Genomic DNA, 26,327 nt, shown 5'->3' on the forward strand with positions numbered 1-26,327 from the left:
AGGTACGTTTATGAACCAGTACGGTCCTGCAATCGTTGTCGGCGTGCTTATCGGCGGTGCGATTCTACTCGATGATTATGTGCGACCCCATCCACCGATACCTCCTATGATGGTTGAAGCGATCGAGATGGGTGATAGGCCGTTTTTCCCCAAAGACATCCACGAGTTCGATATGGCACCCGATGGGGACACCCAATCCAAGGTTTGGATCCATAAGCGCGCCGATGGTGACGTCACAGAAAAAATGCAAATCACCATACTCGATGATGATGCCGAAGTTACCGAAGGCGTCACCATGATTAAAGTGAAGGTCGACGGGACTGCCACACAAGATTTAGCTGGTCAGGTGACGGCGCTCATCGATCAGGCGCGAAAAGAGGGGCGAAAGCCAAGTCCTGATGAGTTGAAAGCGATTGTCGCCGAGACACTCGGTGCCGGTGATGCGGGCGCAACCGTCGAGGTTGAAGTCGACGTCGAGGAGCCTCAGTAATAAGCGCTCCCCGCCTCGAAAATCGATAGCAGGCCGGCAGCGTTAACCGCCTCGTGCGTGTTATTTTTCTCTCAAGCAGTCTGGGGGAACGACTGACGTAAATGCGCAAGCACAAGCTGCGGAATTAACGCATCGAGGATTATCAGACGAACGTGCGCAAACCTACTGCGTGTCTCACCTTATCTAAAAGCGCTGCACTCTGTGGTCTGAGGCGCTCAGCACCCGCCTGTAAAACGGCTTCAACTTCTTGAGGGTTGGCCATTAGCCGGTCGTACTCATCCCGTGCAGGCGCTATTTCATCGTTAATGCGCTCAAATAGGCGTTTCTTCGCCTCACCCCAGGCAAGACCGCCCTCAAACGCTTCGCGCATCTCCTGGCGTTCGGCCTCGTTGGCAAATGCGCACCAGATCTGGAAAACGGCAGAGGTGTCTGGATCTTTTGGCTCGCCGGGCTCAAGCAAATTGGTCTTTATTTTATTGATACCTTTTTGCAGTTTTTTGGGCGTACTGAAGAGTGGAATGGTATTGCCATAACTCTTACTCATTTTACGCCCATCAAGCCCTTGCAAGACCGCAACCTCATCATCCACCACAGCCTTCGGTAGCACGAAAGTCTCTCCGTAGTGGTGATTGAAGCGCGCTGCAATGTCCCGTGCCATCTCAACGTGCTGAATCTGATCGCGCCCCACAGGAACGTCATTTGCGTTGAAAATTAATATATCCGCCGCCATGAGGATCGGGTACGAAAAGAGTCCCATTGTAATGGCGTGATCAGGATCCTCCCCTGCCTCCTCGTTTGCCTGCACCGATGCTTTGTAGGCGTGCGCCCGGTTCATCAGACCTTTGGCTGCATTACAGGTGAGAATCCAGGACAGTTCCGTGATCTCAGGGATGTCTGACTGTCGATAAAAGTGAGCTGACTCGTGATCAAGCCCCAAAGCTAGCCAAGTCGCCGCAATCTCCCTACTGGACTGAGCAACTAAGGCAGGGTCTTGTGACTTGATGAGGGCGTGGTAGTCAGCAAGAAACAAATACGCATCGACATCTTCGCGTTGTGACGAGGCTATCGCAGGACGTATGGCACCAACATAGTTTCCTAAGTGTGGCGTACCTGTCGTGGTGATCCCCGTTAATACACGATGACGTGCCATCTAAACCTTCCCCAGTGCTGCCGCCCCATCAACACATTAGGGCGAGCAATTGTCTTTAATTTGGCGAGATTGTAAGAGCCAGCATCCATTTCTACCAGTATTTCCGCGTGGAGCGCCCCCCACAGTCTCCCACGCATACGGCGAGATCTAGGTGGCCGACGCCACCAACAGAAGTGCCACAGCCAGCAAGACCCGGTACACCACGAATGGCATCATACCGACACGCGTTACCAGTCCTACAAAAAAGGCAATAGTCATATAGGCGCTAATACCAGCAATCGCCATCGCCGTTACCGTCTCAAAAATCAAACCGGCGTCTAGGGCATTGGTTTGAGTGACGAGCATAAGTAGCAAGGCGCCACCAATGACAGGAATCGATAGCAAGAACGAAAATCGTGCTGACGTCGCGATGTTGTAACCGAGAAATGACGCAGCCGTAATGGTGATTCCTGATCGTGACGTGCCCGGAATGACGGCGAGGGCCTGCGCCAGCCCGATAATAAGCGCATGATCTACACGCGTAATTGACTGCTCATCTCCGTCCGAACCGCGAAAACGATAAGCAACCCCCAGCAGGATGCCAAAACCCAGGGTCGCCCAAGCGATTGTTGTCAATCCGCGCAAATGCGCATCGATAAACTCCATGAACAAAAAACCGACCAACATAACGGGTAAGGTGGCTATTCCGAGACACCCTATTTCCCGCAAAGCGCCGGCAGAGGCAACGGCATCATTTCGCCGCGTCACAGCGAATAGAAGTTCTTTCAATGTGCTTCGGTAATAAATAAGCACCGCGAACAGTGTTCCCGCGTGAACAGCGACATCGAACGCCAGGCCTTGATCAGACCAACCTAAAACCTGCGAAGGTAAAATGAGGTGTGCTGAGCTCGATATGGGCAGGAATTCACTGAGTCCTTGGATTAAAGCCAGTACGACCAGCTGAACGGTATCCACTACGCTTTTTTCCCCTGCTCTGAAAGTTTTTTCCAGCTAATGTCTTTCTGCACATACCGGGGCTCCAATTGAGCCGCGTCGAGGAGTACAGAAGGGTCAATGCTATCAAGAAACGCAAGGGCTGCTCTCGACGGTCTCGGCCGAGCCTCGCCGAGTAACTCAACATCGCAGAGCCCCGCATGACTCTCGAGAAGTAGATGACCGCCGTCACCTGCAATCGCAAAAACATCACCCGACTGAGCCAGCGCTTGCCCACCGGGCCCAGTTACCTCTGAAGGGATACTGACCGTAGGGCCTTTCAATTCCGCGACACCCGTCGCCGTCATTTCAAACCACGCCCAGTACACCTGACCAATTTGTGCATCCATAACGCTTAAAATGCGCGATCCAACGGGTCGCGAGACCGATTGAGCCTGAGATGCCAAGGAACAAACAGGGAGAACAGGAACATCGAGAGACCAACCCAAACCCTGTGCCACACCCACAGCCACACGGATCCCAGTAAACGAGCCAGGACCGACACCACAGAGTATTAGATCGATATTACCTACAGCCCGCTCACCCAGCGCCTCATCAATCATCGTTAAAATGTGCTGATTGTGTGCTCTGGGAAGGTCACGTTGTATTTCGATGACATTCTCCTGCGAAATCACCGCGACGGAACACAGATTCGTCGATGTATCGAGAGCGAGAACAGTCGGGTTATCAGGCAGATCCTTCATGGCGCGCAATACTCGCACACTGCGCAAAAATAAGCAGTGGTTAACCCTACCTTTTACGCACCAGTAACGTGTAATCCGACAAAAATAATATGCGCAACGACCACCCCTAGCGTCAATCGCTGTCGCATGCGCTGATACCAAAGCTCAAGTGACGATATGCGTCGTTCGTACCAAAGCAATGCCATGTAACCCAACATCAAAAACACCGCTGCCATCATTGCCTGTGCAGTAAGGATTGCAGCAACACCGAACAGCACCAGGCCATTACTTACGATCAACGTACTCACAGCACCGTCGGCTTTAACGGTTTGAACCTGTCCCCACAGAGCCCCGGCCAAAAACGCGAAGATGCCTAGCGAGTAAATAATAAAGCCCTGAATGGAGAGCGATCGAGGCCAATCCTCGAGCGAGCTAAAACCAAGACAAAAGCCGAAAAAGGGAACTAGACCCGCATAGCCTAACAGCTGGGAAATTAGTCGACTGGACACTCGACCGTTACCTCTGGATGACGAATGATAGTGAGCAGAATACCACCTACGGGCAGACCAAATTTCGTTAGCGTGGACTCATTAATTAATACGTTCTCGCTGACCCGATACATTCGATCATCGACTGCGACATCGATTGAGCCGTCTTCGAGTTCAATAGTCAAAACGTAATCCAGGAACATCGAGTTACCCGAGAGTGTTGCCCTGCCCTCGCCACGCACGTCCCCCGCCGTCGCCGCGTACGAACCATCAGCAGACTCAGTGAGTCGCCAGACTCGTGTTTGATTCTCGCCATCGTCAAAGACGAAACGCTCATCGAGCGTGCCCACACCGTTCTGCCAACAAGCGGTGATATCCGCAACAAACGAGCGGCTCGCATAACCTCGATAATTCTTAACAACACCGTGCGCCGTCAGTGACCCGTCGAAAAATGACTCCGCGGAAAATACGGGTCCTCTACCCTCGTACTCCTCGACACCAACACCCGTGCAAGCGCTAAGTGTTACCGCCAACAACAGCAGTACTATTGTTTTCCGCATTTTCTACTCCATCTTTTTGACATACGTTTGGGCAAAAAAAACCCCGGTCAATGATGACCGGGGAATCAAAAAACCATCTGGGGGAAGATGGCTTGGAAACCAAGTAAGGTTGCGATTGTTACGACCCTGAAAACTGGGTGGATCACCAATTTATTCGGCCAGTGCGTAAAATATGAACAAAAAAAGGGCGACCCGAGGGCCGCCCTTTCCTGAGTTGCTGCTTGGTACTTAAAGCGAACCTGGAACTGTCCAGCCAGCCCACCAAGGGTTCGAGCCGTCGGGGTTCACAGCACCGATGAAGTCAGTCGCGTCGAGGAAGCTCGTATTCGCAGTTGACTCCGGGTATGCCGCGTTGATTTCAGTCCAGTTAAGCGGTGCAGCGAGTACCGCCTCTGCAGCTTGCGAAGCAAGGATCGCGTCAAGCGCAGGTGCAACAACAACCATTGTTGCGTTACCTACAGCGTCAGCGCCCGCTTCACTATCCGCAGACACCAACAGACCGCCACTGCCGTCGTTCGCACAGTCTTGAATCCAGTTGTTGAATACAAGCGCTGTGTTGACGTTAGCACCCGCGCCGCCTGTGATTCGTGCACAAGACTCGAAGGTATTAGGTGTATCAGCCGCGACCGTTGCAACGACGTTGTGGAAGAAACCGCCTGACTTCTTCTTGAACTGCATAATGAAGGAGTCATCGTTAGCCTGCTTGTTAGCGATAATGGTTACGTTAGACACGGTTGGCTTAGACAAAGGCTCGTCCGCGCCTTGAGTATCCATCTCGAACGCTTCACCACTGCCCTCAGCAGACTGCTTAACGATCACGTACTGCATGTTGCCTCGATAGGCCTCGTCCCAGTCGACTGAATCGTCACGTGCGCCAGTTACAACAGCGTACTTAACGTTGACATCACCGCCATAGAACTCAATGCCATCGTCCGCATTGTCGTGGACTTGGATGTATGACATCTCTGTACCACTACCAACGCCGTTCAGCGACAGGCCGTTGATTTCGTCACCGTCCGCATTGATCAGGTAACCACCTTCAGCAATAACAACGTACTTGAGCGTACCGCTGTCGTCGTTTCGTGTTTCACCGTTAATTTGACCAAATCGCCCAGCACCGCCTTCGGCAGTGATGTTACACAGGTCATCAGTACAGGTGTTGTGACGACCGAAACCAGAGATGATTAAACCACCCCACTCAAATGGGCCGTCTAAACCTTCGTCTTCCGAGCTGAAGATAATTGGCGCTGTCGGTGTACCCACGGCTTCGATGTTCGCACCGCGGTTGATCTGCAATACCGCCGCAGTTTGAAAAGTGCCGTCAGATGCTTCGAGCCCCTTAACCTCAACACCCGCTTCGATAGTCAACGTCGGTGTAGTGAGCTCAGCACCGCCTTGCGTGAAGCCTTGTGCGTCGAGAGTTTCGGCACCATTGCCGAACTGAACACGCCCGTTGAGTGTGTAAGTGTTACCTGCAACTAACGTCATGTCGTCGTTGTAGATACCTTGGAGCTCACAGACGTTGTCTGCAGTCTCTGTAGTACCTGCAGGACACTCGATTGCAACAGCTTCTGGCGTGCCTACTGAACCTGCGATAGTCCAGCCGTCCCACCAAGCTGTGGTTGCGTCTGGGTCAACCGCACCGATGTAGTCCGTAGCGTCGAGGTAATCGGCGTCAGCAACAGACTCGCTGAACGATGCATTAATTGCAGCCCAGTCCATCGCTTCCGAGAGCTTGGCAGCCTCAGCCGTAGCGGCCGCAAGCGAGTTCAAGTTGGCAAAGGTAACAGTGACGTTTAGTGCGGCACCACCCATATCAACCGTTGCAAGTACACCCTGATCACCCGGTGCGTTAGCACAATCCTGAATCCAGTTATTGAACACGAGTGATGTGCCAACGTTCGCTTCGGATCCGCCCGTAATGCGTGCACACGTGTCAAAGGTGTTTGGCGAGTCCGCATCAACCGTGGCGACCACGTTGTGGAAGAAACCACCGGACAACTTTTTGAACTGCATGATGAACGAGTCATCGTTAGCTTGCTTGTTCGCAATGATTGTTACGTTCGATACCGTTGGCTTGGACAGTGGCTCGTCTGCGCCCTGTGTATCCATCTCGAACGCCTCACCGCTGCCTTCTGGAGACTGCTTGACCACGACGTACTGTAAGTTGCCTTGGTAACCCTCATCCCAGTCGATAGAGTCATCACGCGCACCCGTCACCACGACGTGCTTCGCGTTTACATTACCGCCGTAAAACTCGATGCCGTCGTCCGCGTTGTCGTGGACTTGCAGGAACTCAATCTCAGTGCCGTTACCAACACCATTTAGCGACAGCCCATTGATCTCGTCACCGTCAGCGTTAATCAAATAACCACCTTCTGCGATGACAACGTACTTGAGCATGCCACTGTTATCGTCAGGTGTTGATCCAGAAACTTGGCCAAAGATCCCCGCACCACCTTCGGCAGTGATATTGCAGATTTCATCATCACAGGTGTTGTGCGGACCAAAGCCGCTGACAATTAGGCCACCCCATTCGAATGGGCCTTCATAACCCTCGTCTTCCGAGCTGAAGATTATGGGATCATCAGCTGTGCCCACAGCCATAATGTTGGCGCCCCGGTTAATTTGAAGTACGGCGGCGGTTTGGAACGTGCCGTCTGAGGCGCTCAGCCCCTTGACCTCGACACCGGGCTCAATTGTGAGTGTTGGTGTGGTCAGAGCGTCACCATTTTCGAGTGTTGTCGCCGATGACATGCGCGCAGCGCCATTACCAAACTGAACGCGACCGTCCAGTGTGTAGGTATTTCCGGCTACCAAGGTTAGGTCTGTCTCGTATGTACCGGTGAGTTCGCAAATATCGGTCGATGTTTCTGTTGTGCCCTCGGGACAAGGGACATCGTTGGGCTCTGGTTCGGGCTCGGGTGCGGGTGCTGGCGCGGGAGTCCCCCCCGATCCACCATCGTTTGTTGGTGCCTCGATAATAATCGTTGTATCTCCTCCTCCGCCGCTGCAACCGCTGAGTCCTACCAGGGCTCCAGAGGCGAGTAGCGCCATCACTAACTGCTTATTCATCTACATTCACTCCTAATGGAAATGGTTTTCGCTGGTTTGGTGCTGCTCTAAAGTTTCCAGTCGATACCGACTTGAAAACTTGTTCCTCGTTCGTACTGCTGGAAAACCTTGCCTCCCTGCGAGTACTCGTAATCTTCATTCAGTAAATTGTTAACCTTTGCGCGCACTGATAGCGCTTCGTTAACGTCCCACCGATAGACCAATTGCACGTCGAGTCGTGGTTCTAAAATGACATCTGCTGCGCCCTGAATTCCGCGATCGGCAACCGTTTTACCGTTCTGGTTGAGCAATAAAGTCACCTGCTGCTCTGCCGCAAAATCGTCGTAGCCAAAGACAATGTTGGCTGTGTAGTCGGGTTGACCCTGCATAGCGCGAATCACGCCGCCGCCGATGTCAACTTCGGACTCGATAGATGCCGCGTTGAAATCGATAAAGATCTCGGAGTCAAAGTCGTCCGAGAGCGAGAATGAAATCCGCCCTTCGACTTCAATACCGTTAAGTTCTGCAAGATCAGAGTTTTGGAACGTACGCGCGTTGGCTGCCGTGCCCGAAGCTGCGATCACGACTCGCTCAATAGCGTCCTCGATTTCTTTGTGAAATAAAGCGACGGAAATGCTGTTACCTGCGTCCTCGTCGAAGTACCACTCCCAGCGAATATCGGCATTGGTGATGGAAGAGGTTTGGAGAAATGGATTACCAAAGACCTGAGCGCCGAACTCAAGATCCTGGTAGTAGGCATTCGCCGTCTCTTTAAAGTCTGGACGCGCAATCGTCTCACTCAATGCGACTCGAAGCTGTTGATCATCGGTAAACGACCAGTTCACGCCAAAATGCGGCAGTGGCGTGATTTCATCGATAACAGACTCCACGGGTTGACCATTGAAACTGCTAAAAGTCTCGGTAGTCTGAACGTACTCCTCAAATCTGATGCCTGTGATGACCTGCCATTCCAACCCAAGCGTATGGTCATAGAGCGCGTAGGCGCTGTTGTAGGTAAGGTCCGCACCATAATTATCAGAGGGAAGCGTTGACTCCGTGAAGGTGAGGCCGCGCGTCACTGAACCCTGGACACCACCTATAACGGATGGGTCATTACTCGCCGCGTAAACCACGTCCGAGACGACCCCATTAGGCGCCGCTAATATGTCCCCTGCCAAGATCGTGGAGTAGCCATAAATGGCCGCTTCTGCCTCTCGATCGCGCTCAATGGCACTGAGTCCCATCTTCAATGAACTAAACGAGTCGCCATCGTCGAAAACATCCCATGTCAGATCGAATGAGAGTTCGTCGTTGTTATCGACCAAGTTATTGAAGCGTCGATTGCTACCGCCGTAGTTGAAAAAGAAGCCTGTGAACAAGTCACCCTGTGATGCATTCGTTGCACTAAAATCAAACCCGGCGACCAGGTCACTGCCCAGTGTCTGCGACTGACTTGCAATGAACGAAGAGTTGCGGCGATCAGGCACATCGCGTTCAGCTTGGCTTACGGTTGCTTGCCATTCGAGGAACAATGAACCGGATTCGTTGAGAAAGTGCGATCCGGCGACCTGAGTCGAGGCATATTGACGCTCTTCCCACTGTACACTTGTGCCCACAACGGACCGGAACTCGTCACCCTCGACACCCACGTAGCGCTCAACGAAAGAGTCCGTCACGCGGGAGACAATGGTGTTCCATTCATAGGTACTATCTCCAATGCCCACGCCCACTGAAACCAAACCACTGACTTCAATGTTGTTGGTCGCTGTCTGATAGGTGAAGTCGTCCGCCACGATGTCAGAGCCACCGCCGTACGACCGGCGGATGCCATTCTGTCGTTGACTCCAGCTATTGGCATAACTGCCTGCAGCAAAGTAGCCGATCTCAGCGTCGCCGATGTAGAAGACATCACCAGCAGAGATACCCAAATCAATAGCCGGCGTCACAGACGCAGTGTCGGCATCCCAGCCATCCATCATCAGAAGACCAGCTGACTGTCGAAGTTGACCAGAAATGTAACTATCCACAACGAAGGTATTGCCGTCGCTGTCAGTAATGCTCCCTGCTTTGAGCGCGTCGGCAATAGCTGCAATTGCTCCGTTCTCTTCTCGCGTTCCATCATCCCAACCCAGAAAATCCGAATCGCCCTCCAGCGCGTCAACAGCAACCGAGCTTCCAGTAAGGCCTGTAACGCCGCCCAACTGCACTGACAAGTCAATAAAGGCCTCATCAGGGAACGTCTTGGTGTTTATCACCAAATTGCCGCCAGTAGACTCACCCGGCATTGACGCCAGATAGGTCTTCTTAACGTCTAGCTGATTTACAAAACTTGACGGAAAGAGGTCCAATGGAACCGTTCGTCGAGAAGGGTTGGTTGAGGGCATGGCAGAGCCATTGAGGTTCGCCGTGACATAACGATCACCTAAACCCCGAATCACCACATACTTATCGTTCTGCACTGATACACCAGGAACGCGTACGATCGATGCCGCCACATCACTGTCTCCGTAACGCGCGAGCTGCTCCACGCCAAGTGTGTCGACAATATTGCCTGTGTCTCGCTCGCTTAACTCAAAGGCGCCGGGATCAAAGCTACCCAGAACCACCACCTCTTCTAACTGCGGCCGCTCCAGCTCAAAAGAGATAGACTCACTCGCCAGCCTGACCGAGAGACCTCGAGTCACTCCGGCGAAAACGCGGCTGGTGTAGCGATTGCCATCAACAGTTACTGTGTAGCGCCCGCGTGGCGCCTCAATCGTTGCTACACCGTCCTCATCGGAGGCCGCTCGTCCCCCACCGTTGGACAAGTTGACGACAGTACCCGTTACGGGCGAGCCATCTCTTGTCACTGTAATTTCTAGACTTCCTTTGGGTTGATCGCGTCGCTCAGGAGCAGACTCTCTACTACCGTACACATCGACAAGCGGCGATGAGCCGGGGGCTAATTCGATCACGACATCGGCTAATTGGCCTGATTCCAGGGCAAAGCGAACAACGCGTTGATCACCGCTCGCGTCAACAGCCACAACGTGGCCGCCTGCATTAAGGTCTGCCGTGAATGACCCATCCAGTCGTGTGGTGCCAGCGACTTCACCGTCTATCGTAATCGTCGCTGAGCGCTGAGGCTGGCCGCCTTGGAAAACATAAAGTAAAAGTTCATCCTCGGCCGTGGCTAGTTGGGGTAACAACAACCCTGCCGTGATCAACAGCAGACGCGCTAACGTACTTTTTATCATCGGTGCTCCTCAAGCGATTAACACTCTCGACTTCAGAGTGGCTTGGGCGAGCACTTTATTAACCGCAGATTACAAATTCCTTGCTGAAAGATGATTGTTTTATGACAACCGTTAAGTCGAAGATGATCAAATACCGCTAACACATTGTTTTTTCGAGTCTTATATGCCTGTAAGGGCAATACAACGTCACAAAAACTTCACATGCACTGCACGCCAATCCGGTTAAAGTCCACGTGACCATCATGCGGATGCACTGCGCTTCATATCTGTCCGGTAACGGGAAAAATTCCGGCTGGTTTGAAACCCCAGATTGTGTTCAGCATGACGAGATCTGCGACCTAAAGCAGCGGAGTTATGGATGCTTAACTTTCAAAACTTAGTGCAGCAGTACTTTCCTGAATTCGCGAGTCGCCATTCAAGGCTTGCCCGTATTGCTGGAAATGCTTTGAACTTTTTATTTTTTCAAAGACGTTTCGAACAGTTTGATCGTGAATTCCCAGGGAGTGAGGGCTTTGACTTTGTTGAATCGGCGCTCACTTTTTTCAACTTCCAACTCCGTACACGAGAATCCGAGCGAGCACGGATCCCCACCACCGGTAAGGTAGTGATCGTTGCGAATCATCCGATAGGCTCACTCGACGGGCTCGCTCTCCTCCGCCTTATCCGGCAGATACGACCTGATGTAAAAGTTGTTGCAAACAACATGCTGATGCAAATAACACGCTTACACCCCGTTCTCTTACCTGTCGACAACATGGGGGGAAAAACCGGCCGCAAGCATTTGTTAGCGATAAAAGAGCATCTCAACGATGAGTCTGCGCTGTTGATCTTCCCTGCAGGTGAGGTTTCGCGGTTCGGCGCCAAAGGTGTTCGAGACCCGGCCTGGCAAAGTGGTTTTATCAAGCTTGCCTCCGCCACCAGGGCACCGATCCTGCCGATCTTCGTGGGTGGTCGAAACTCTGTCTTCTTTTACAGCCTGAGTTTCCTCGCAAAGCCGTTATCCACGGCCTGGCTCATTAGGGAGATGTTTAAGCAAAGTCACAACACAATCGATGCCCGCATAGGAAGCGCTATCCCGTACGAGGTTTACTCGGCAAACAAATTTTCCGCGACGACCTTGGCGGATATGTTTAAACAACATGTCTACCGACTGGCGAGAAATCGCAAACCGATTTTTGACTCAGTGGAAACGGTAGCCCCGCCGGAGTCGCCAGTGCTGATTAAGCGTGAGGTTTCGCTCTGCGAGCGTTTAGGTACAACGCCCGACGGTAAGCGCATTCTCCTAACGACGGCCCAGCAATCACCTTGCATCATGCGCGAAATAGGCAGGCTCCGAGAAATGACCTTCAGACTTGTCGGCGAAGGGTCAGGTGCGCCAAGAGATATCGATAGTTTCGACGATACCTATGACCAATTATTCCTTTGGGACGAGGGTGAATTGGAGATTGTCGGTGCCTACAGATTGGGCGATGCGCGCTTACTAACTGAACGAGGCGGAGTCTCGGCCTTGTATACAAACACGCTTTTTGAGTTTTCATCCTCGATGCAGTGCTACTTCGCACAAGGACTCGAACTCGGTCGAAGCTTTGTTCAGCCAAAGTATCAAACGCGCAACGCGCTCGATTACCTGTGGTATGGCATCGGCGCCTACGTATCGAAAAGAACTCACATTCGATACCTATTTGGCGCGACATCTATCTCGCGCTTTTACAGCCCAGAGGCCATAGCGCGGCTCGCGTATTTCTACTCAGAAAACTACAACAGCCTTCCCGTTGAGGTGCATCCTAGAACGCCTTTCATTATTTCCGATGAGGTCAAAGCAAAGCTTGATACCGAATTTTTCGGAATCGACCGAGACGAGGACTTCAAGGCCTTAAAACATTACCTCGCATCGGAGGGTTTGAAGGTGCCGACGCTTTACAAGCACTACTCACAAACAACCGAGGAAACTGGTGTTACCTTTTGCGCCTTTAATCGAGACCCGGACTTTGGTGATTGCGTTGATGGCTTTGTCATCGCGGATCTCACCCTGCTGAAACCAAAGAAAAAAGCCCGTTATTTGGGACACGACTGGTGTTATGAAGGAGAGCAAAGCTAAAAAACTCATACGAAGTCAGAATCCTCTCTAACCTTAAAGATGGCGCAGGAAACTCAAGATGACCCCCTCGTGAGAGTCATTCACTCGGTTTTTGCGCGCATAAATACCAGAGTCCGCCCGCATCGCTTCCCATCCTCACAAAACTTTGCAAGTCTACGCCTATCAGGTGCCCTTCGGTCTGCACCTATCCCAGCCCTAGATTCCTTTAGGGCTCGTTACCTAACAACCCCAGTCTGGGCCGAGCCTCTACGTCATAGGTTGACTGTAGCTTGGCAAGACGATCCGCAAGACCACCTATTAGGATATTGATCTGTGTATTTTAAAGACCTCGACCTGTCGTCGGAACTGCTGCGTGCTATTGAAAAAAAAGGCTACAGCGAAGCCACCCCAATCCAGCAAAAAGCCATCCCGCTGGTATTACAAGGCAAAGATTTACTTGCCGGTGCTCAAACAGGCACTGGCAAGACCGCAGGTTTCACACTACCGCTGCTGCAACAACTTCAGAGAAAGTACCCAAATACCAAACACAAGAGTTACCCCAAAGTACTCATACTAACGCCGACGCGCGAACTCGCTGCACAGGTGCACGAGAGTGTTCGGGACTACAGCAGTTACCTCAACTTTCGTTCGGCGGTCGTTTTTGGTGGGGTGAGTATTAATCCGCAAAAGCAAAAACTTATTCGAGGCGTCGACATAATCATTGCAACACCCGGGCGGCTGCTCGATCACGTTCAGCAACGCAGCGTAGATCTATCAAGAATTGAAACGCTCGTACTCGATGAAGCCGATCGCATGCTTCAAATGGGGTTTATTCATGATATTCGTCGGGTGGTAAAAATCATACCCAAGCAACGCCAAACGCTGCTTTTCTCCGCCACGTTCTCTTCCGAGATAAAACGCCTTGCCGCTGATTTCCTGAACGATCCAAGCGAGATTCAAGTCACACCGGAGAACACGACTACCGAGCGTGTCAGTCAAGTGGTGTATCCCGTCGATAAGCGTCGTAAGCGCGAGTTGCTGTCACAACAAATAGGCGAGAATAATTGGCAACAAGTATTGGTTTTTACGCGGACCAAGCACGGCGCTAATCGATTGGCGACGCAACTCGAAACCGACGGTATTTCGGCCGCGGCAATTCACGGAAATAAATCTCAGGGGGCTCGCACTAAAGCTCTGGCCGATTTCAAGTCCGGTGCGGTCCGCGTGCTGGTGGCCACTGATATCGCAGCCCGCGGTATTGATATTCATAAGCTTCCCCATGTTGTGAACTACGAACTGCCCAATTCGGCTGAAGATTATGTGCATCGCATCGGTCGTACAGCACGTGCAGGACAGACAGGCGGTGCCATCTCACTTGTCTGTGTCGACGAGCTAAAGCTGTTGAGCGACATTGAAAAGCTCATCGGCACCAAAATTGAGCAAGTGAAATTACCGGGTTACGACGTGGACCCCACCATTAAACCAGAACCCATTCAAAACGGTCGTACAGGCCGAAGCAACGGCCGCCAAGCCAATGATCGGCAACCCGGGGGCAAGCGCTCTAGTGCTCAGGGTCGCGGCGCTAAGTCGGCTGGTCAAAAGCAGGGTCGATCTCGCAACGGTCGTGGGCGCGCAGCATAATGTTTAGGCCGGCGCTTAAATGACCAGAGGGGTAACACTGTTGAACGAATTGTCTGTACGGTCTGTATCGTCCACTTCGCAACCCGCTGCGTTAGGGTTAAGAGTGGTGCCGTCGGATGTGCCACCATCGCGCACGGCAAGCGGTCGAGGAAAACTGAGTGTCGAACTGCGACGTCGAGCCTGTGCCTCGCTCCTATTTTGGCTGTGCGCGTGCTTTCTAACTGTTGTTTTAGGTGCAGGTGCATCAAGCGCGCGAGGGCAAACCGTGATGTTAGATAATTTTGAAAACGACCGCGGCTGGCGCGCGGTCAATGACAACGTTATGGGAGGTCGCTCGCTGGGCCAGGTCATCGTGCGTGATGGGCGTCTGCAATTCGAGGGATCAATCAACACCCAAGGGGGCGGGTTTGCGTCCATTCGCAGAACCATTGAGGTGGGAGAGCTCCTCGGCGCTAAGGCCGTATCCCTGCGCCTGAAGGGCGATGGACGCCAGTACCGGCTGACATTGCGGGATAATAAGCAAGTGAGAGGGCGTTCCGTGAGTTATCAGGCCGGTTTTTCAACGTCTCCAAAAGGTCAGTGGCAGAACGTCCGAATTGAACTCAACGGACTGCGAGCATCGTTATTCGGCCGGCCCATGGCTGTCGGCGAGGTGGATTTAGGCTCGGTTTGGTCAATCGGCATTATTATCGCCGATGGGCAGGATGGCCCGTTCGCACTGCAACTAGATAAGCTAGAGTTTCTGTTCGAATAAGCCGCTATCAGCGCAATGAATGCGCAGGACTGGTTGTTGAGATTACGTGATATCGGTTGGCGGGTACTGAGCGTTTCGATACCTATTGCTTCACCTTTTTTGCTCGCCCCACGAACCCGCAACATCCGTCTTGATATCGACTCTCCCAACTCCTCGCGGTTAGCCTCTGGTGGATGCGTTTGGTTGCGGTCCGAGCCCTAGTAAGACGCGCTAGACATTCTTCTGGCGCCCCGCTTTGGCGTCTCGACGGCCACGCTTGGTGAGCGGCACACCGTTGGCGTCGACCGTGCTCTTGGGTTTCTCACCTTTTGCTTTTTTGGATGCGCGGCTCAGTGTAATGAGTGAGAGCGTTTCTTGATCACGCAGCTTGACCGCGTTTTTCTCCAAGGTATCCAGTTCCTCAAAACTGTAGAGGTCGTTTTTGAGTTTTTCTAGTCGATTCATGGTGGCGGACTCAGAGGTATCGGTGGACGATGGATATCTGCGTTGCAGCACCCGAGACGCGCGCAACATACGGGGTTTTGTCCGCAAAGCGAAGCAGTTATTGCAGTTTCTCGGTGATGTCGATTTCAGGCGATGACCAATATGACCAAAAATGAAAATTTCGACGGCGGCGCCCAAGGGTATCTTCCTCGCTCTTCCATTCGAGAGGCAGACGCAATCGGCGACGTCAATAACGGCGCAGAAGTCGAAAATAGCTCAACCCTGAATGAACCCAGCGAAAGGTAAATCCGTCCCAGCACAGGGGTTTCGCATCCTGAATCTGCCAAAGAAATAATCTATGTCGACGCAACTCACGAATTTACCCGATAATGTCGTTAATAATTCATTGAGCGAAACTTTGAGTACTTGAGTTTGTCTCAGAATAGCCCCATGTTTTCGGGGACATCGCTGTAGGTAAGGAACACATGACACACGCTGCAATATCCGGTCTAGAAAACTGGCTCGGTCAACAAATCATTGGTCAGGCAGACCTCGTTAGAAAGCTGCTCATCGCTATACTAGCCGACGGTCACCTATTGGTTGAGGGGGCTCCGGGACTTGCTAAAACCCGCGCCATTAAGATGATGGCCGAGGGCGTTGAAGGCGATTTTCATCGTGTTCAGTTCACGCCGGATCTTCTGCCCGGGGATATCACCGGAACTGATATCTTTCGGCCACAACTTGGGACCTTTGAGTTCCAAGCCGGACCTATATTCCACAACCTTATCCTCGCTGATGAAATCAACCGCGCGCCTGCGAAGGTGCAATCCGCGCTGTTGGAAGCAATGGCCGAGCGACAAGTGAGTGTGGGGGGGACAACCTACCCTCTTCCACCGTTATTCTTGGTGATGGCGACCCAGAACCCCATCGAGCAAGAAGGTACCTATCCGCTACCCGAAGCGCAGCTCGACCGATTCTTGATGCACGTAAAAGTGGATTACCCCAATTCGAGCGCGGAGCGAGAAATTCTTAAACTGGCGCGCAGGGAAGCATCGACAGGTGAATCTTTTGATCAGCCCGAAGTATCCGAGGCGACTGTTTTCGCTGCACGTGAAGAGGTGTTAAAGCTCCACATGTCTGACGCGGTTGAGGAATACATCGTCCAGCTCATCATGGCCACCCGTCAGCCCGAGGCGTATGACGCGGAACTTGCGAGTTGGATCGAATACGGCGCATCACCGCGGGCCACCATTGGGCTCGACCGGTGCGCTCGGGCCCATGCCTGGCTTTTAGGTAAGGACTTCGTAAGCCCCGATGACGTGAAAGCCATGGCCTACGATGTATTACGACATCGGCTTGTGGTGAGTTACGACGGCGAAATTGCGGGCGTCACCTCCGACAGTGTCATCGATAAGTTGCTGGATCTCGTTCCCGTAGCGTGAGTTAGCTTGCATGTTGGATTTTCTCCCCAAAGGTCACAAAGTCTCGGCAGAGCGACTCATAGAAGGTCGTCACGTCGCGCAGTCGATTAATATCAACGCGCAATCAAAAGCGCTCGCGCTGCTTGCCGGGCGCCGTAAAATTCGCCAACGCGGACGGGGTGTCGACTTTGAGGAAGTGAGGCTTTATGCACCGGGAGACGACGTACGCTCGATTGACTGGCGCGTTACCGCACGCTCGGGCGATCCCCACACGAAGCTATTTCAGGAAGATCGCGAGCAACCTATTGTGCTGCTTGTCGATCTCCGCTCCCCAATGTGGTTTGGCTCCAAAAATTGCTTCAAGACCGTTCTAGCGTCGCACATCGCCTCTGTGCTCGCATGGGCGGGACTCGATGCGGGGGAACGCGTCGGTGGTATCGCCATGACGAATTCAGGTCTCGTCGAAATAAAACCGCAGCGATCAAAACGATCCGTCTTGCGGTTGTTGCGCCTAATGGAGTCAGCCCCCTCGCCCTCAGCTTCACTCGGTGATGATGCCCCAGATACATGGTCCGTCGCCTTGAGTCAGCTAAAAAGCCTTTCGCGGCCCGGTGCTCGACTTATGGTGATAAGTGACTTTACCGACCTACTCTCGGACACAACGGTCGAAAAGACGCTCCGCGATATCGTGAGCCACAGACAAGTGGTCTGCTTCAAAATAACCGACCCTTTGGATGCGGAGCTACCACCATCAGGGCGATACGCGCTAACAGACGGTAACAAACAGATTAAGATTGACACATCGATGCAACGCTTGCGCAACGCATACAAAGTTGACTTCGAAAAGTCCCAAGCTGCAGTCGTAGATTACCTTCGACGCTATCAAGTCCCATTGGTAACGGTTGATACCAGTGAAAATCCCAACGAACTGTTGCAAAGGGTGTTTCCAAAACGATGAATCCAGAGCAGCTACTAGAACAACTCGAGCCGCTGCGGGCTCCGAGCACCATCGGGTTCTTCCCCTTGGCGCCGGGCTGGTGGCTTGTTGTTGCGCTGGTTAGTATTGCGATTGGATTACTTATTTTTTTCGCGCTTCGCCGATATCAACGCGGCGCTTATCGGCGTCAGGGCCTGCAATGGCTAAACGAATTAGAGACACAAGCAGCCGATATCCAAATGCTTAGTCGTGCACTCAAAGCAACGGCGGTGAAAGTCTACGACCCCAGTGGTGTCGCGGGACTCTCAGGTGATGACTGGCCAACGTTTCTTAGACGAACCTGCACTAAACTTGACGAAAAAGCACTGAGCATTCTCTCTCAGGTTCATCACGCGGAACCTGATCACCCCACTTCCGCCGATTGGCATCATGCCCGCCTTTGGATGAAACAGCATGAGGTGCCGCGTGCTTGATTTTCTCTGGCCCTGGGCTTTCACGTTGCTATTGCTGCCGCTTTTGGTTCGACTCCTACCGCCTGCATCAGAGTCATTGGGAGCGGCTATTCGCGCGCCGTTTAGTGCGCGCTGGCAGCGACTCCAAGGGGAAGGAAGAGTATCGGCATCAGTCAGCACATTGCGTGTTGTGGGGTTATTTCTTGCCTGGGTATGTATTGTCACAGCTATTGCCCGTCCACAGTGGGTAGGTGAGCCCATAGAACTCCCCAATACAGGACGTGATCTCATGCTCAGCCTTGATTTGTCGGGGAGCATGCAAATTAGAGATATGCAGGTAGGGAATCGAACTATTTCTCGTGTCGAGGCTGTGAAGGCAATCGCCTCCGACTTTACCGAGCGACGCGTGGGTGACCGCGTGGGATTAATCCTCTTCGGATCTAAGGCCTACGTTCAAGCACCGCTGACCTTTGATACGACGACGGTCACGCAATTTATTCGAGAGGCGCAACTTGGCTTTGCGGGCGAGGACACCGCGATCGGCGATGCCTTAGGCCTTGCTATCAAGCGCCTACGCGACAGACCGGCAGCGTCCCGCGTGCTTATTTTACTAACCGATGGTCAAGACACAGCGAGCAGTGTTGAGCCAATTGAGGCCGCAGCACTGGCAGCGCAGCAAAATGTGAAGGTATACACCATCGGCATCAGTCGAAATCTGGGCACCACAAGTGCCCGGGGCGGAGAGGTAGACGAGGCCCTTCTTCGGGCGATTGCAGAGGCTACCGGCGGCGAATACTTTCGCGCGCGAGACCCCAAGGAACTGCAAGCCATTTACGGCATCATTGATCAGTTAGAGCCCGTCGAACAAGATGCGAGCACCTTTAGACCACGAAGATCATTGAGTTACTGGGCCATGCTTGCAGGGCTGCTGCTGGGTAGCCTAGTACTGCTGACGGGTGGTGTGTTGACTGGTCTTACGCCACGTAATGTCGGTGCCACGTCATGATGGATATTCACCTTATCCGTCCAGAGCTTTTATGGCTCTTACCCGCCATACTGCCCCTTCTGCTCATTGCGTGGCGCCGGCAGGTACACGGCGGAGATTGGTCCAAAGCGATCGACAGCGATCTTCTCCCGCATCTGATTTCCGAGGAAGGCACACGTGGAAATCGTCTGCGGCAACTCTGGTGGCTCGCGCTACCCATCCTTGTCATAGGCGCTGCAGGGCCCTCGTTTGAGCGAGCTGAGCTACCCGTTTTTGAGAAGTCAGATGCGCTGGTTATCGTGTTAGATCTGAGTCAGTCCATGTGGGCAGCGGACACACAGCCAAGTCGTGTGCGCCGTGCGCGCCAGAAAATTATGGATGTATTGGATACACGTGCCGAGGGTGTTACTGGCATGGTCGTTTTCGCGGGTGACGCGCATGTCGTCACGCCATTAACAGACGATGCGCGCACTATCGAAAACCTACTGAGCGCGTTGTCACCCGATATCATGCCGCTTCAGGGATCGAACGCTACCGAAGCATTGATACTCTCCGCCGGACTATTGGAAACAGCAGGCCTTACAAACGGAAATATTCTGCTTATAACAGATGGTCTGCCGAAGTTTTCGGTCAGTGAGGCAGCCGATGCGCTACGCAGTGTAAATGCCACTTTGAGTATTCTGACCGTTGGATCGACAACGGGCGCGCCCATTCCCCTGCCCGAGGGGGGCTTCCTTCGCGACAGCGACGATCAAATCGTCATTCCGTCTGTCGATAAAGAGGTCATTGAGCGAATAGCGTCACAACTGGCCGCTAAAACAGCCGAAGTCTCTGTGGATGAGTCAGACATTCGATACTTACTGGCGGGTAATGAATCAAGTATCACCGCGGAGGACTCACTTGAGCGGAAAACAGATACGTGGATTGATCTGGGATTTTGGCTCGCCGCCCTCGCCGCGCTAATGATGCTGCCGCTTTTTCGCAGAGGTGCCTTGAGCGCCCTCCTCGCGGGTCTCTTCATAACGCATGCAGACACGAGCGACGCGAGCGTTCTCGACAACTTTTGGTCTACACCCGACCAGAAGGGTGCAAAAGCACTCGAAGCAGGTGAGGCAGAAAGAGCCGCTACACTTTTTGAAAACACGGACTGGCGCGGTACGGCTCACTACACCGCGGGTGACTTCAGATCAGCGTCGGCAGAATTCGGCAAATCGGACTCAGCCGATGCACTCTACAATCGTGCGAACGCGCTGGCGCTTGCCGGCGATTTACAAGGTGCCATCAGTAGCTACGATCGTTCACTTGAACTTGAACCAGACAAGCAAGACGCCATTGCGAATCGAGAGCTTGTGAAGTCACTTCTTGAGCAAGAACAGCAGCAACAAGAGAACACCGAACAAGACGGTGATAGCGATCAGTCCGAGGATCAGAGTGACTCCCAAGACGCTCAGAGTGACTCATCAGCAGAAGATCAGCAAAGTGAGAGTGAGTCGCAAGAGGGAGAGTCAGAGTCGCAAGATCAACAGCCGAGTGACCAAGACGCGCAGCCCGGGGCTGAAGGGGAAATGAGTGAAGACATGGAGATGTCTGAGCTAGAGCAAGCCACACAAGAGCAGATGGCGCGCTTTGATGAAGCTCTCGAAGAACAGCAAGCGCTTGAGCAGTGGCTGCGTCGCGTACCGGATGACCCAGGCGGCCTGTTGCGCAGAAAATTTCGATATCAAACTATTCAACGCCTAAGAAACGGAGAGGAACCTGATGACGACGTTCGCTGGTAGGGTTTTAGTGGCGATTTCGCTCGTGACCTTGACGCTTCTGAGCTCTTTAGCAAGCGCCGAGATTCGCTCAGACGTGGATCGAAAAACGATCAGTATGGGGGAGTCCTTAAGGCTCACTATTACGGGTGATGCGAGCGAGCGGTTGGATCAGCTGGACCTTGCAGCGCTACAGTTTGATTGGGAGATACTCAGTAGCAGTAGCTCGACCAACACATCCTTTATCAATGGGTCGCGAAGTACGACACGCACACTCACGCTTGATCTTCTTCCGTTGCGTGACGGTCTTTTATCGATTCCGGCGCTCAGTACAGGCGGAAAGCGAACCACCCCGATTGGTGTCACGGTGAACCCACAAACTGTAAGTGCTGGGGGCGGCGATTCGGTGAGATTCAGCATCGATATTGATAAGCAATCCGTTTACATCCAGGAGCAAATTGTCCTCACCGTCACCATAGAACAGGCTATCAACCTCGACGGTGCGGAGGTAACACAGCTAGAGCTCGAAAATGCCATTGTAGAAGAGCTTACACGCCGGAATTTTCAACGGCAGATCAATGGCCGCCTCTGGCGAGTGACACAACTTCGATACGCCATTTACCCTCAACAGCGAGGCACACTCGAAATTCCCGCCTTGGCATTAACTGCGCGAGAGGTACTGCCCGGACGATCCCTACTTGGAGCGAGATTGGGCAAACGTTTTCGATTATCCGAAGACCCCGTCACAATTAATATACAACCTGTACCTGAGTCGTTCCCCGGCAGTATCTGGCTACCTGCGACCTCACTTGAGCTAACGCAGTCATGGTCAAAACCGCCGGAAACTATGGAGGTGGGCGACTCCACTACGCGAACACTCTCGCTGACCGCAGATGGGCTTCTTAGCAGCCAGCTACCGCCCATAACCAGTGTGAGCGAGAGTGGCTCGATAACGGGAATTCGTGTCTACCCCGATCAAGAATCGAGTGATCAAATAGAGCGAACAGAGGGCTTTCTTGGTAAACGAACCCGGAGCGAAGCGCTTGTCGCTAGCGGATCCGGCTCATGGACACTCCCTGAAGTGAGGGTCCCTTGGTGGAATACAGAAACCAATAGTCTTGAATACGCCGTACTGCCCTCGACGACAATTTCGGTGGGTAGCCCAGCCGTCACCATACCCGATATAGCCCTAGCTACAGCGCCCGAAAAAGGAGCCGCAGGCGAACTGCCTTCGTGGATAGGCTTCGTTGCCGCGGCGGGTTGGTGTCTCGCCCTTATACTGAGCTTGTTGTTGTGGCGTGCTACGAGAATTAAGGCGAGCTCCGAGCCCGTTCACAATGTCGAAGAGACCCTACGTCCATTAATGTCGGCGCTGAAAGCAAGCACGGGACAAAACGACGGATTAAAAACTCGAGACTTACTGGTTCGCTGGGCATCATTACATGCGGGGCGTCCTGTCAGGACATTTGAGGCGATAAAATCTCTCTGCTCAAGCAGCTTAAAAGATGAGATTGATAACTTAGAGCAGAGTCTCTACTCACCCCAGAATTCAAGTTGGTCCAGGGGAGCTGCCCTCTATCGCGCTGTAGCGAGCGAGTCGGTATGGCTCTCTGAGGATAACGCGACGCAATCCCGAGCACTCTACCCTACCGCTTAAGCCATGAAGCATGGCCCGTCACCGGGTACCTTTGGGGGTTTTGATACATCGCGGGCGCAACAGACCGCTGACCGTCCTACCACCTGCCCCGGCGCCCTGTAACGAAGCCACCCGTGCGGCTTCAGAGCGTAAGCGTCGGCGCGGATAAAACCTAATCATCACCCAGTGAGCGCTGTACCACTTCGAAAACGTCTTGAGAGAGGTTCTTCAACGCGGCGATCGATTCTAACTCGGCACGCATTTGATCTTGCCCGTGCGCATAACGTCGAAAACGCGTCATCGGAGCGAGCATTCTTGAGGCAATCTGCGGATTACCGGACTGCAACCGCCTTACTGCATCACCTAATAGTGTGTAGCCACTGCCATCAGAACTGTGAAATGCGACGGGGTTAGCACCGGCGAAAGAACTGATCAGAGATCTCACCTTATTCGGGTTTCGCCAATCGAATGCTTCATGCTCGGTCAACGCCATGACATCTTGAACAGCAGACGGCGCAGGTCGTGTCGATTGCATAACAAACCACTGATTTACCACTAAATTCTCTGACTTCCATCGGTCAAAGAAATGCTGAAGAACCTCAGCACGATGCACCTCGTCACCGTGATGAACGACAAGCCGAGCTGCGCAAAGACGATCAGAGAGATTCGTTGCCGCGAAATAAAGCTCGCGAGCCGTGGCAAGCCAACTTGCGTCACTCGCCACCAGCAAACTGAGCGCGGTGTGGACTAGAGCGCGCTGACCAATTTGAGCCGCCGAGGGAGCGTACACCTCAGCACTCGCCATACCCGCACTGACAATATCGGTAAGCTCTTCCCTAAGCCCCGTTCCCAAAGCAGCAGCGACTCTCATTTTTGCTGAGTGAATGGCATGCACGTCCACAAGTCCCACTTGCGCATGCCGGTCGGCAATTGATGCCTCTGTCGGTAGTGCGAGTAATTGGGACTTCATTGCAGCCTCAGAAGAGCCATCCAAAACGCGACGCAATGCATCAACATAGTCGGCCGCTAGATGTCCTGTACCGTCATCAATAGCCTCGAAAGCAAGCCGCTGAGATGCATCCCAGCGGACATAAGGGTCGTCATCAAAGCCGATAAGCGAAACCAAGTCATCTTGCGATTGCTCAAACTCTAGACGAACAGGCGCTGAGAAACCGCGTAAAACCGAAACAACAGGTGCTTTTGAAAGCCCAGTAAAACTCAGCCTTTCTGATTCGTTTGTGAGCTCTAATACCTGCTCAGTCTGGCCGCCGCCAAACTCATGGTGCTTCCCATCTACCAGTAGCGATAAGGCAACCGGTATGTGCAAGGGTGGTTTCGAATCTTGACCTGGTGTCGGCGGATTGCGCTGAGTCAACGTCATATCGAGCTGACCCGATGCCTCGTTAAACGTAGCGTCCACGGAAATAATGGGGGTTCCCGCCTGCTCATACCAACGACGGAATTGACTGAGATCCTTACCCGAGGCCTCTTGCATCGCATCCACGAAGTCATCACAGGTAACGGCCATACCGTCAAAGCGCTCAAAATAGAGCTTCGCGCCGCGATAGAAGGCATCGTCACCTAACAGCGTATTGAGCATCCGTACAACTTCTGCGCCCTTTTCATAAACGGTCATTGTGTAGAAGTTGGATATTTCAATGAAGGAGTCCGGCCGAACCGGGTGCGCCATGGGGCCCGCATCCTCAGCGAACTGGTGTGTTCGCAGAAATGCGACGTCCTCGATTCGCTTCACACCACGTGAATTCATATCCGCCGAGAACTCGGCGTCACGATAAACCGTAAAGCCCTCTTTCAGGCTAAGCTGGAACCAGTCCCTGCAGGTGACTCGATTGCCCGAGAAATTGTGAAAATACTCGTGGGCCACGACGGATTCGACGCGCTGATAGCCCAAGTCAGTCGTGATGTCTGGATGAGCCAAAACGCAAGATGTATTGAAAATGTTGAGGCTCTTGTTTTCCATTGCACCCATATTGAAATCATCAACGGCGACAATGTTAAAAAGATCAAGGTCATACTCGAGACCGTAACGCTCCTCATCCCAACGCATCGACGCTTGTAGGGATCGCATCGCATGCGCGCAATAATCTATATCCTTTGCCTCGACCCAGATACGTAGATCGACAACCTTACCGGACAGAGTGGTAAAGGTGTCTGATACAACCTCTAGATCACCGGCGACAATAGCAAAAAGGTAGCTCGGCTTAGGATGGGGGTCATGCCACACAACCGTGTGTCGGCCATTTTCGGCGTCGTATCGACTCACTTCATTGCCGTTGCTCAGCAGCACAGGGCAGTTTGCCTTATCGGCCGTTAAGGACACGGTGTACGTTGACAATACGTCCGGACGATCCAATCCAAAAGTGATCTTTCTATACCCTTCTGCCTCGCATTGCGTGCAATACATTGTTCGAGAGCGATACAAACCCTCGAGCGAGGTATTTTCCTCGGGAACAATGTCTACCTCAGCTTCGAAGCAGAACTGATCAGCCACATCCATGATCGTCAGCTTGCCGTGAACGTATCGAAAGTCTGTCTGGTCAAGCTCGCGACCGTCGATCTTGAGACCCACAATCTCCAGAGCCTCACCATCTAACACCAAAGGTGCGTTATTAGCGCCGTTTCTGTGGATATGAAGCTTGCTCGATACACGAGTCCTACCATCGAAAATATCAAATGCGAGCTCTACCGAATCGATCAGAAAGTCCGGGCTCAGGTAATCCTTCCGATAAATCGTTTTGGGTGCCCCATCTCTCATCATTGCATGGTCTCCAAGTGAACGTGGTACCCACCGAACTTACGAATGTTCAAGACGCCGGTATCAAACATCAAATACTGACCTTTAATACCCATAAGCCGTCCCTCCACCCTCGGTGTCTTGTCAAAATTGTGTGCTTTCACCTTCGTTGGAAACTCCATAACTGGGTACGTAATATCCACCGTCGGCTCACCCTCTAGCAACGTAATTGCTTGCAGGCCAAACCGATCCTGTAAAGCTGAAATATCATCGGCACACAGATCCATAAGCAGCTGTCTCTTCTCCTCTAACGAGACAGGCTCTCCATCGCCCTTGAGCATGGTCTGCCATGCGGTTTTATCCTTTACGTGATTCGCGAGCGCCGTCTCCAACAGTCCCGAAAGCTGACGGTGGCGAACACGCGCAATGGGCTGCGCTTGGGTAGCGCCTTGATCCATCCAGCGCGTTGGCACTTGGGAATGGCGCGTGATGCCCACTTTTACCCCTGAGGTATTAGCAAGATAAACAATGTGATCAACAAAACAATTGTCTTCAGCCCATTCGGGCTCGCGGCATGTTCCTTGGTCGAAGTGGCACTTTTCGGGGCTCATAATGCAAGTGTCACAGGCTGCAAGCTTCCTAAAACAGGGAAAACAGTGCCCTTGATTAAAGCTTTTACTCGTCTTTCGCGAACAGGCAACGCAATTTATCGTTCCCGTGAATTCAAACGCGAGGTGACTGCCAATGAGTGGATTTAGGTCCACTCGCTCTTCACCAATCGGTAACTGATAGTGAACTTGGGTACTCAACTGCGTGAGCATCTTTCGTAGATTTCCCGAAGCAATCATTTACGCGTTCT

General features: G+C 52.7%; 21 protein-coding genes. 11 read left to right on the forward strand and 10 right to left on the reverse strand.

The window, feature by feature from the left end:
• Positions 1 to 10: 10 nt before the first annotated feature.
• Complete coding sequence (locus tag E0F26_RS10380) at positions 11 to 490, forward strand: hypothetical protein (RefSeq protein ID WP_279241589.1); 480 nt, start codon at positions 11 to 13, stop codon at positions 488 to 490.
• A gap of 142 nt (positions 491 to 632) precedes the next feature.
• Here the strand turns inward: E0F26_RS10380 and trpS are convergent, their stop codons facing one another.
• From trpS to E0F26_RS10415, 7 genes are all read right to left on the reverse strand, one after another.
• Entirely contained in the window at positions 633 to 1,640 is a 1,008-nt protein-coding gene (trpS, locus tag E0F26_RS10385; RefSeq protein WP_279241590.1) for a tryptophan--tRNA ligase, read from the reverse strand.
• 147 nt (positions 1,641 to 1,787) lie between these two features.
• The gene (locus E0F26_RS10390; RefSeq protein ID WP_279241591.1) at positions 1,788 to 2,594 is read right to left on the reverse strand and encodes an undecaprenyl-diphosphate phosphatase; all 807 of its coding nucleotides are present in this window, start codon (positions 2,592 to 2,594) and stop codon (positions 1,788 to 1,790) included.
• Positions 2,594 to 3,316, reverse strand: a complete 723-nt coding sequence (gene tsaB / locus E0F26_RS10395) for a tRNA (adenosine(37)-N6)-threonylcarbamoyltransferase complex dimerization subunit type 1 TsaB (RefSeq protein ID WP_279241592.1) — start codon at positions 3,314 to 3,316, stop codon at positions 2,594 to 2,596. Before tsaB ends, E0F26_RS10390 begins: the two co-directional genes overlap by 1 nt.
• 53 nt (positions 3,317 to 3,369) lie before the next feature.
• Positions 3,370 to 3,804 (reverse strand): DUF3429 domain-containing protein, encoded by a 435-nt coding sequence (locus E0F26_RS10400; RefSeq protein WP_279241593.1) that lies wholly within the window; start codon positions 3,802 to 3,804, stop codon positions 3,370 to 3,372.
• Positions 3,789 to 4,343, reverse strand: a complete 555-nt coding sequence (locus E0F26_RS10405; protein WP_279241594.1) for a DUF3833 family protein — start codon at positions 4,341 to 4,343, stop codon at positions 3,789 to 3,791. Before E0F26_RS10405 ends, E0F26_RS10400 begins: the two co-directional genes overlap by 16 nt.
• Before the next feature lie 228 nt (positions 4,344 to 4,571).
• A complete protein-coding gene (locus E0F26_RS10410) occupies positions 4,572 to 7,418 on the reverse strand; it encodes a hypothetical protein (protein ID WP_279241595.1) in 2,847 nt (948 codons plus the stop codon).
• A gap of 47 nt (positions 7,419 to 7,465) precedes the next feature.
• Complete coding sequence (locus E0F26_RS10415) at positions 7,466 to 10,633, reverse strand: TonB-dependent receptor domain-containing protein (RefSeq protein WP_279241596.1); 3,168 nt, start codon at positions 10,631 to 10,633, stop codon at positions 7,466 to 7,468.
• 358 nt (positions 10,634 to 10,991) lie between these two features.
• On the opposite strand from E0F26_RS10415, the gene olsF reads away from it, so the two are divergent.
• The 3 genes from olsF (at position 10,992) to E0F26_RS10430 (ending at position 15,105) form a co-directional block, all read left to right on the forward strand.
• Entirely contained in the window at positions 10,992 to 12,731 is a 1,740-nt protein-coding gene (gene olsF, locus E0F26_RS10420) for a bifunctional ornithine lipid synthase OlsF (protein ID WP_279241597.1), read from the forward strand.
• A 312-nt stretch (positions 12,732 to 13,043) separates the two neighbouring features.
• Positions 13,044 to 14,351, forward strand: coding sequence for a DEAD/DEAH box helicase (locus E0F26_RS10425; RefSeq protein ID WP_279241598.1), 1,308 nt, complete (start codon positions 13,044 to 13,046; stop codon positions 14,349 to 14,351).
• 268 nt (positions 14,352 to 14,619) lie between these two features.
• Positions 14,620 to 15,105: a CIA30 family protein gene (locus tag E0F26_RS10430; RefSeq protein ID WP_279241599.1), complete on the forward strand. Its 486-nt coding sequence runs from the start codon at positions 14,620 to 14,622 to the stop codon at positions 15,103 to 15,105.
• Between the two features lie 210 nt (positions 15,106 to 15,315).
• Here the strand turns inward: E0F26_RS10430 and E0F26_RS10435 are convergent, their stop codons facing one another.
• Positions 15,316 to 15,618 (reverse strand): hypothetical protein, encoded by a 303-nt coding sequence (locus E0F26_RS10435; protein WP_279241600.1) that lies wholly within the window; start codon positions 15,616 to 15,618, stop codon positions 15,316 to 15,318.
• A 72-nt stretch (positions 15,619 to 15,690) separates the two neighbouring features.
• Here E0F26_RS10435 and E0F26_RS10440 point away from each other — a divergent pair, with 72 nt between their 5' ends.
• The 7 genes from E0F26_RS10440 (at position 15,691) to E0F26_RS10470 (ending at position 22,734) form a co-directional block, all read left to right on the forward strand.
• Positions 15,691 to 15,834, forward strand: coding sequence for a hypothetical protein (locus tag E0F26_RS10440; protein ID WP_279241601.1), 144 nt, complete (start codon positions 15,691 to 15,693; stop codon positions 15,832 to 15,834).
• A 179-nt stretch (positions 15,835 to 16,013) separates the two neighbouring features.
• Positions 16,014 to 16,970: an AAA family ATPase gene (locus tag E0F26_RS10445; RefSeq protein ID WP_279241602.1), complete on the forward strand. Its 957-nt coding sequence runs from the start codon at positions 16,014 to 16,016 to the stop codon at positions 16,968 to 16,970.
• A gap of 10 nt (positions 16,971 to 16,980) precedes the next feature.
• Positions 16,981 to 17,907 (forward strand): DUF58 domain-containing protein, encoded by a 927-nt coding sequence (locus E0F26_RS10450; protein WP_279241603.1) that lies wholly within the window; start codon positions 16,981 to 16,983, stop codon positions 17,905 to 17,907.
• Entirely contained in the window at positions 17,904 to 18,359 is a 456-nt protein-coding gene (locus E0F26_RS10455; protein WP_279241604.1) for a DUF4381 domain-containing protein, read from the forward strand. The genes E0F26_RS10450 and E0F26_RS10455 overlap by 4 nt, the downstream gene beginning before the upstream one ends.
• Positions 18,352 to 19,344, forward strand: coding sequence for a VWA domain-containing protein (locus tag E0F26_RS10460; protein WP_279241605.1), 993 nt, complete (start codon positions 18,352 to 18,354; stop codon positions 19,342 to 19,344). Before E0F26_RS10455 ends, E0F26_RS10460 begins: the two co-directional genes overlap by 8 nt.
• Positions 19,341 to 21,101: a VWA domain-containing protein gene (locus E0F26_RS10465; protein WP_279241606.1), complete on the forward strand. Its 1,761-nt coding sequence runs from the start codon at positions 19,341 to 19,343 to the stop codon at positions 21,099 to 21,101. Before E0F26_RS10460 ends, E0F26_RS10465 begins: the two co-directional genes overlap by 4 nt.
• Positions 21,082 to 22,734: a BatD family protein gene (locus E0F26_RS10470; RefSeq protein WP_279241607.1), complete on the forward strand. Its 1,653-nt coding sequence runs from the start codon at positions 21,082 to 21,084 to the stop codon at positions 22,732 to 22,734. Before E0F26_RS10465 ends, E0F26_RS10470 begins: the two co-directional genes overlap by 20 nt.
• A gap of 151 nt (positions 22,735 to 22,885) precedes the next feature.
• Here the strand turns inward: E0F26_RS10470 and pepN are convergent, their stop codons facing one another.
• Complete coding sequence (gene pepN, locus E0F26_RS10475; protein WP_320416187.1) at positions 22,886 to 25,492, reverse strand: aminopeptidase N; 2,607 nt, start codon at positions 25,490 to 25,492, stop codon at positions 22,886 to 22,888.
• A complete protein-coding gene (locus E0F26_RS10480; protein ID WP_279241608.1) occupies positions 25,489 to 26,316 on the reverse strand; it encodes a DUF2797 domain-containing protein in 828 nt (275 codons plus the stop codon). The genes pepN and E0F26_RS10480 overlap by 4 nt, the downstream gene beginning before the upstream one ends.
• Positions 26,317 to 26,327 lie beyond the last annotated feature (11 nt).

This window comes from Candidatus Paraluminiphilus aquimaris (assembly GCF_026230195.1).
Lineage (GTDB): Bacteria > Pseudomonadota > Gammaproteobacteria > Pseudomonadales > Halieaceae > Luminiphilus > Luminiphilus aquimaris.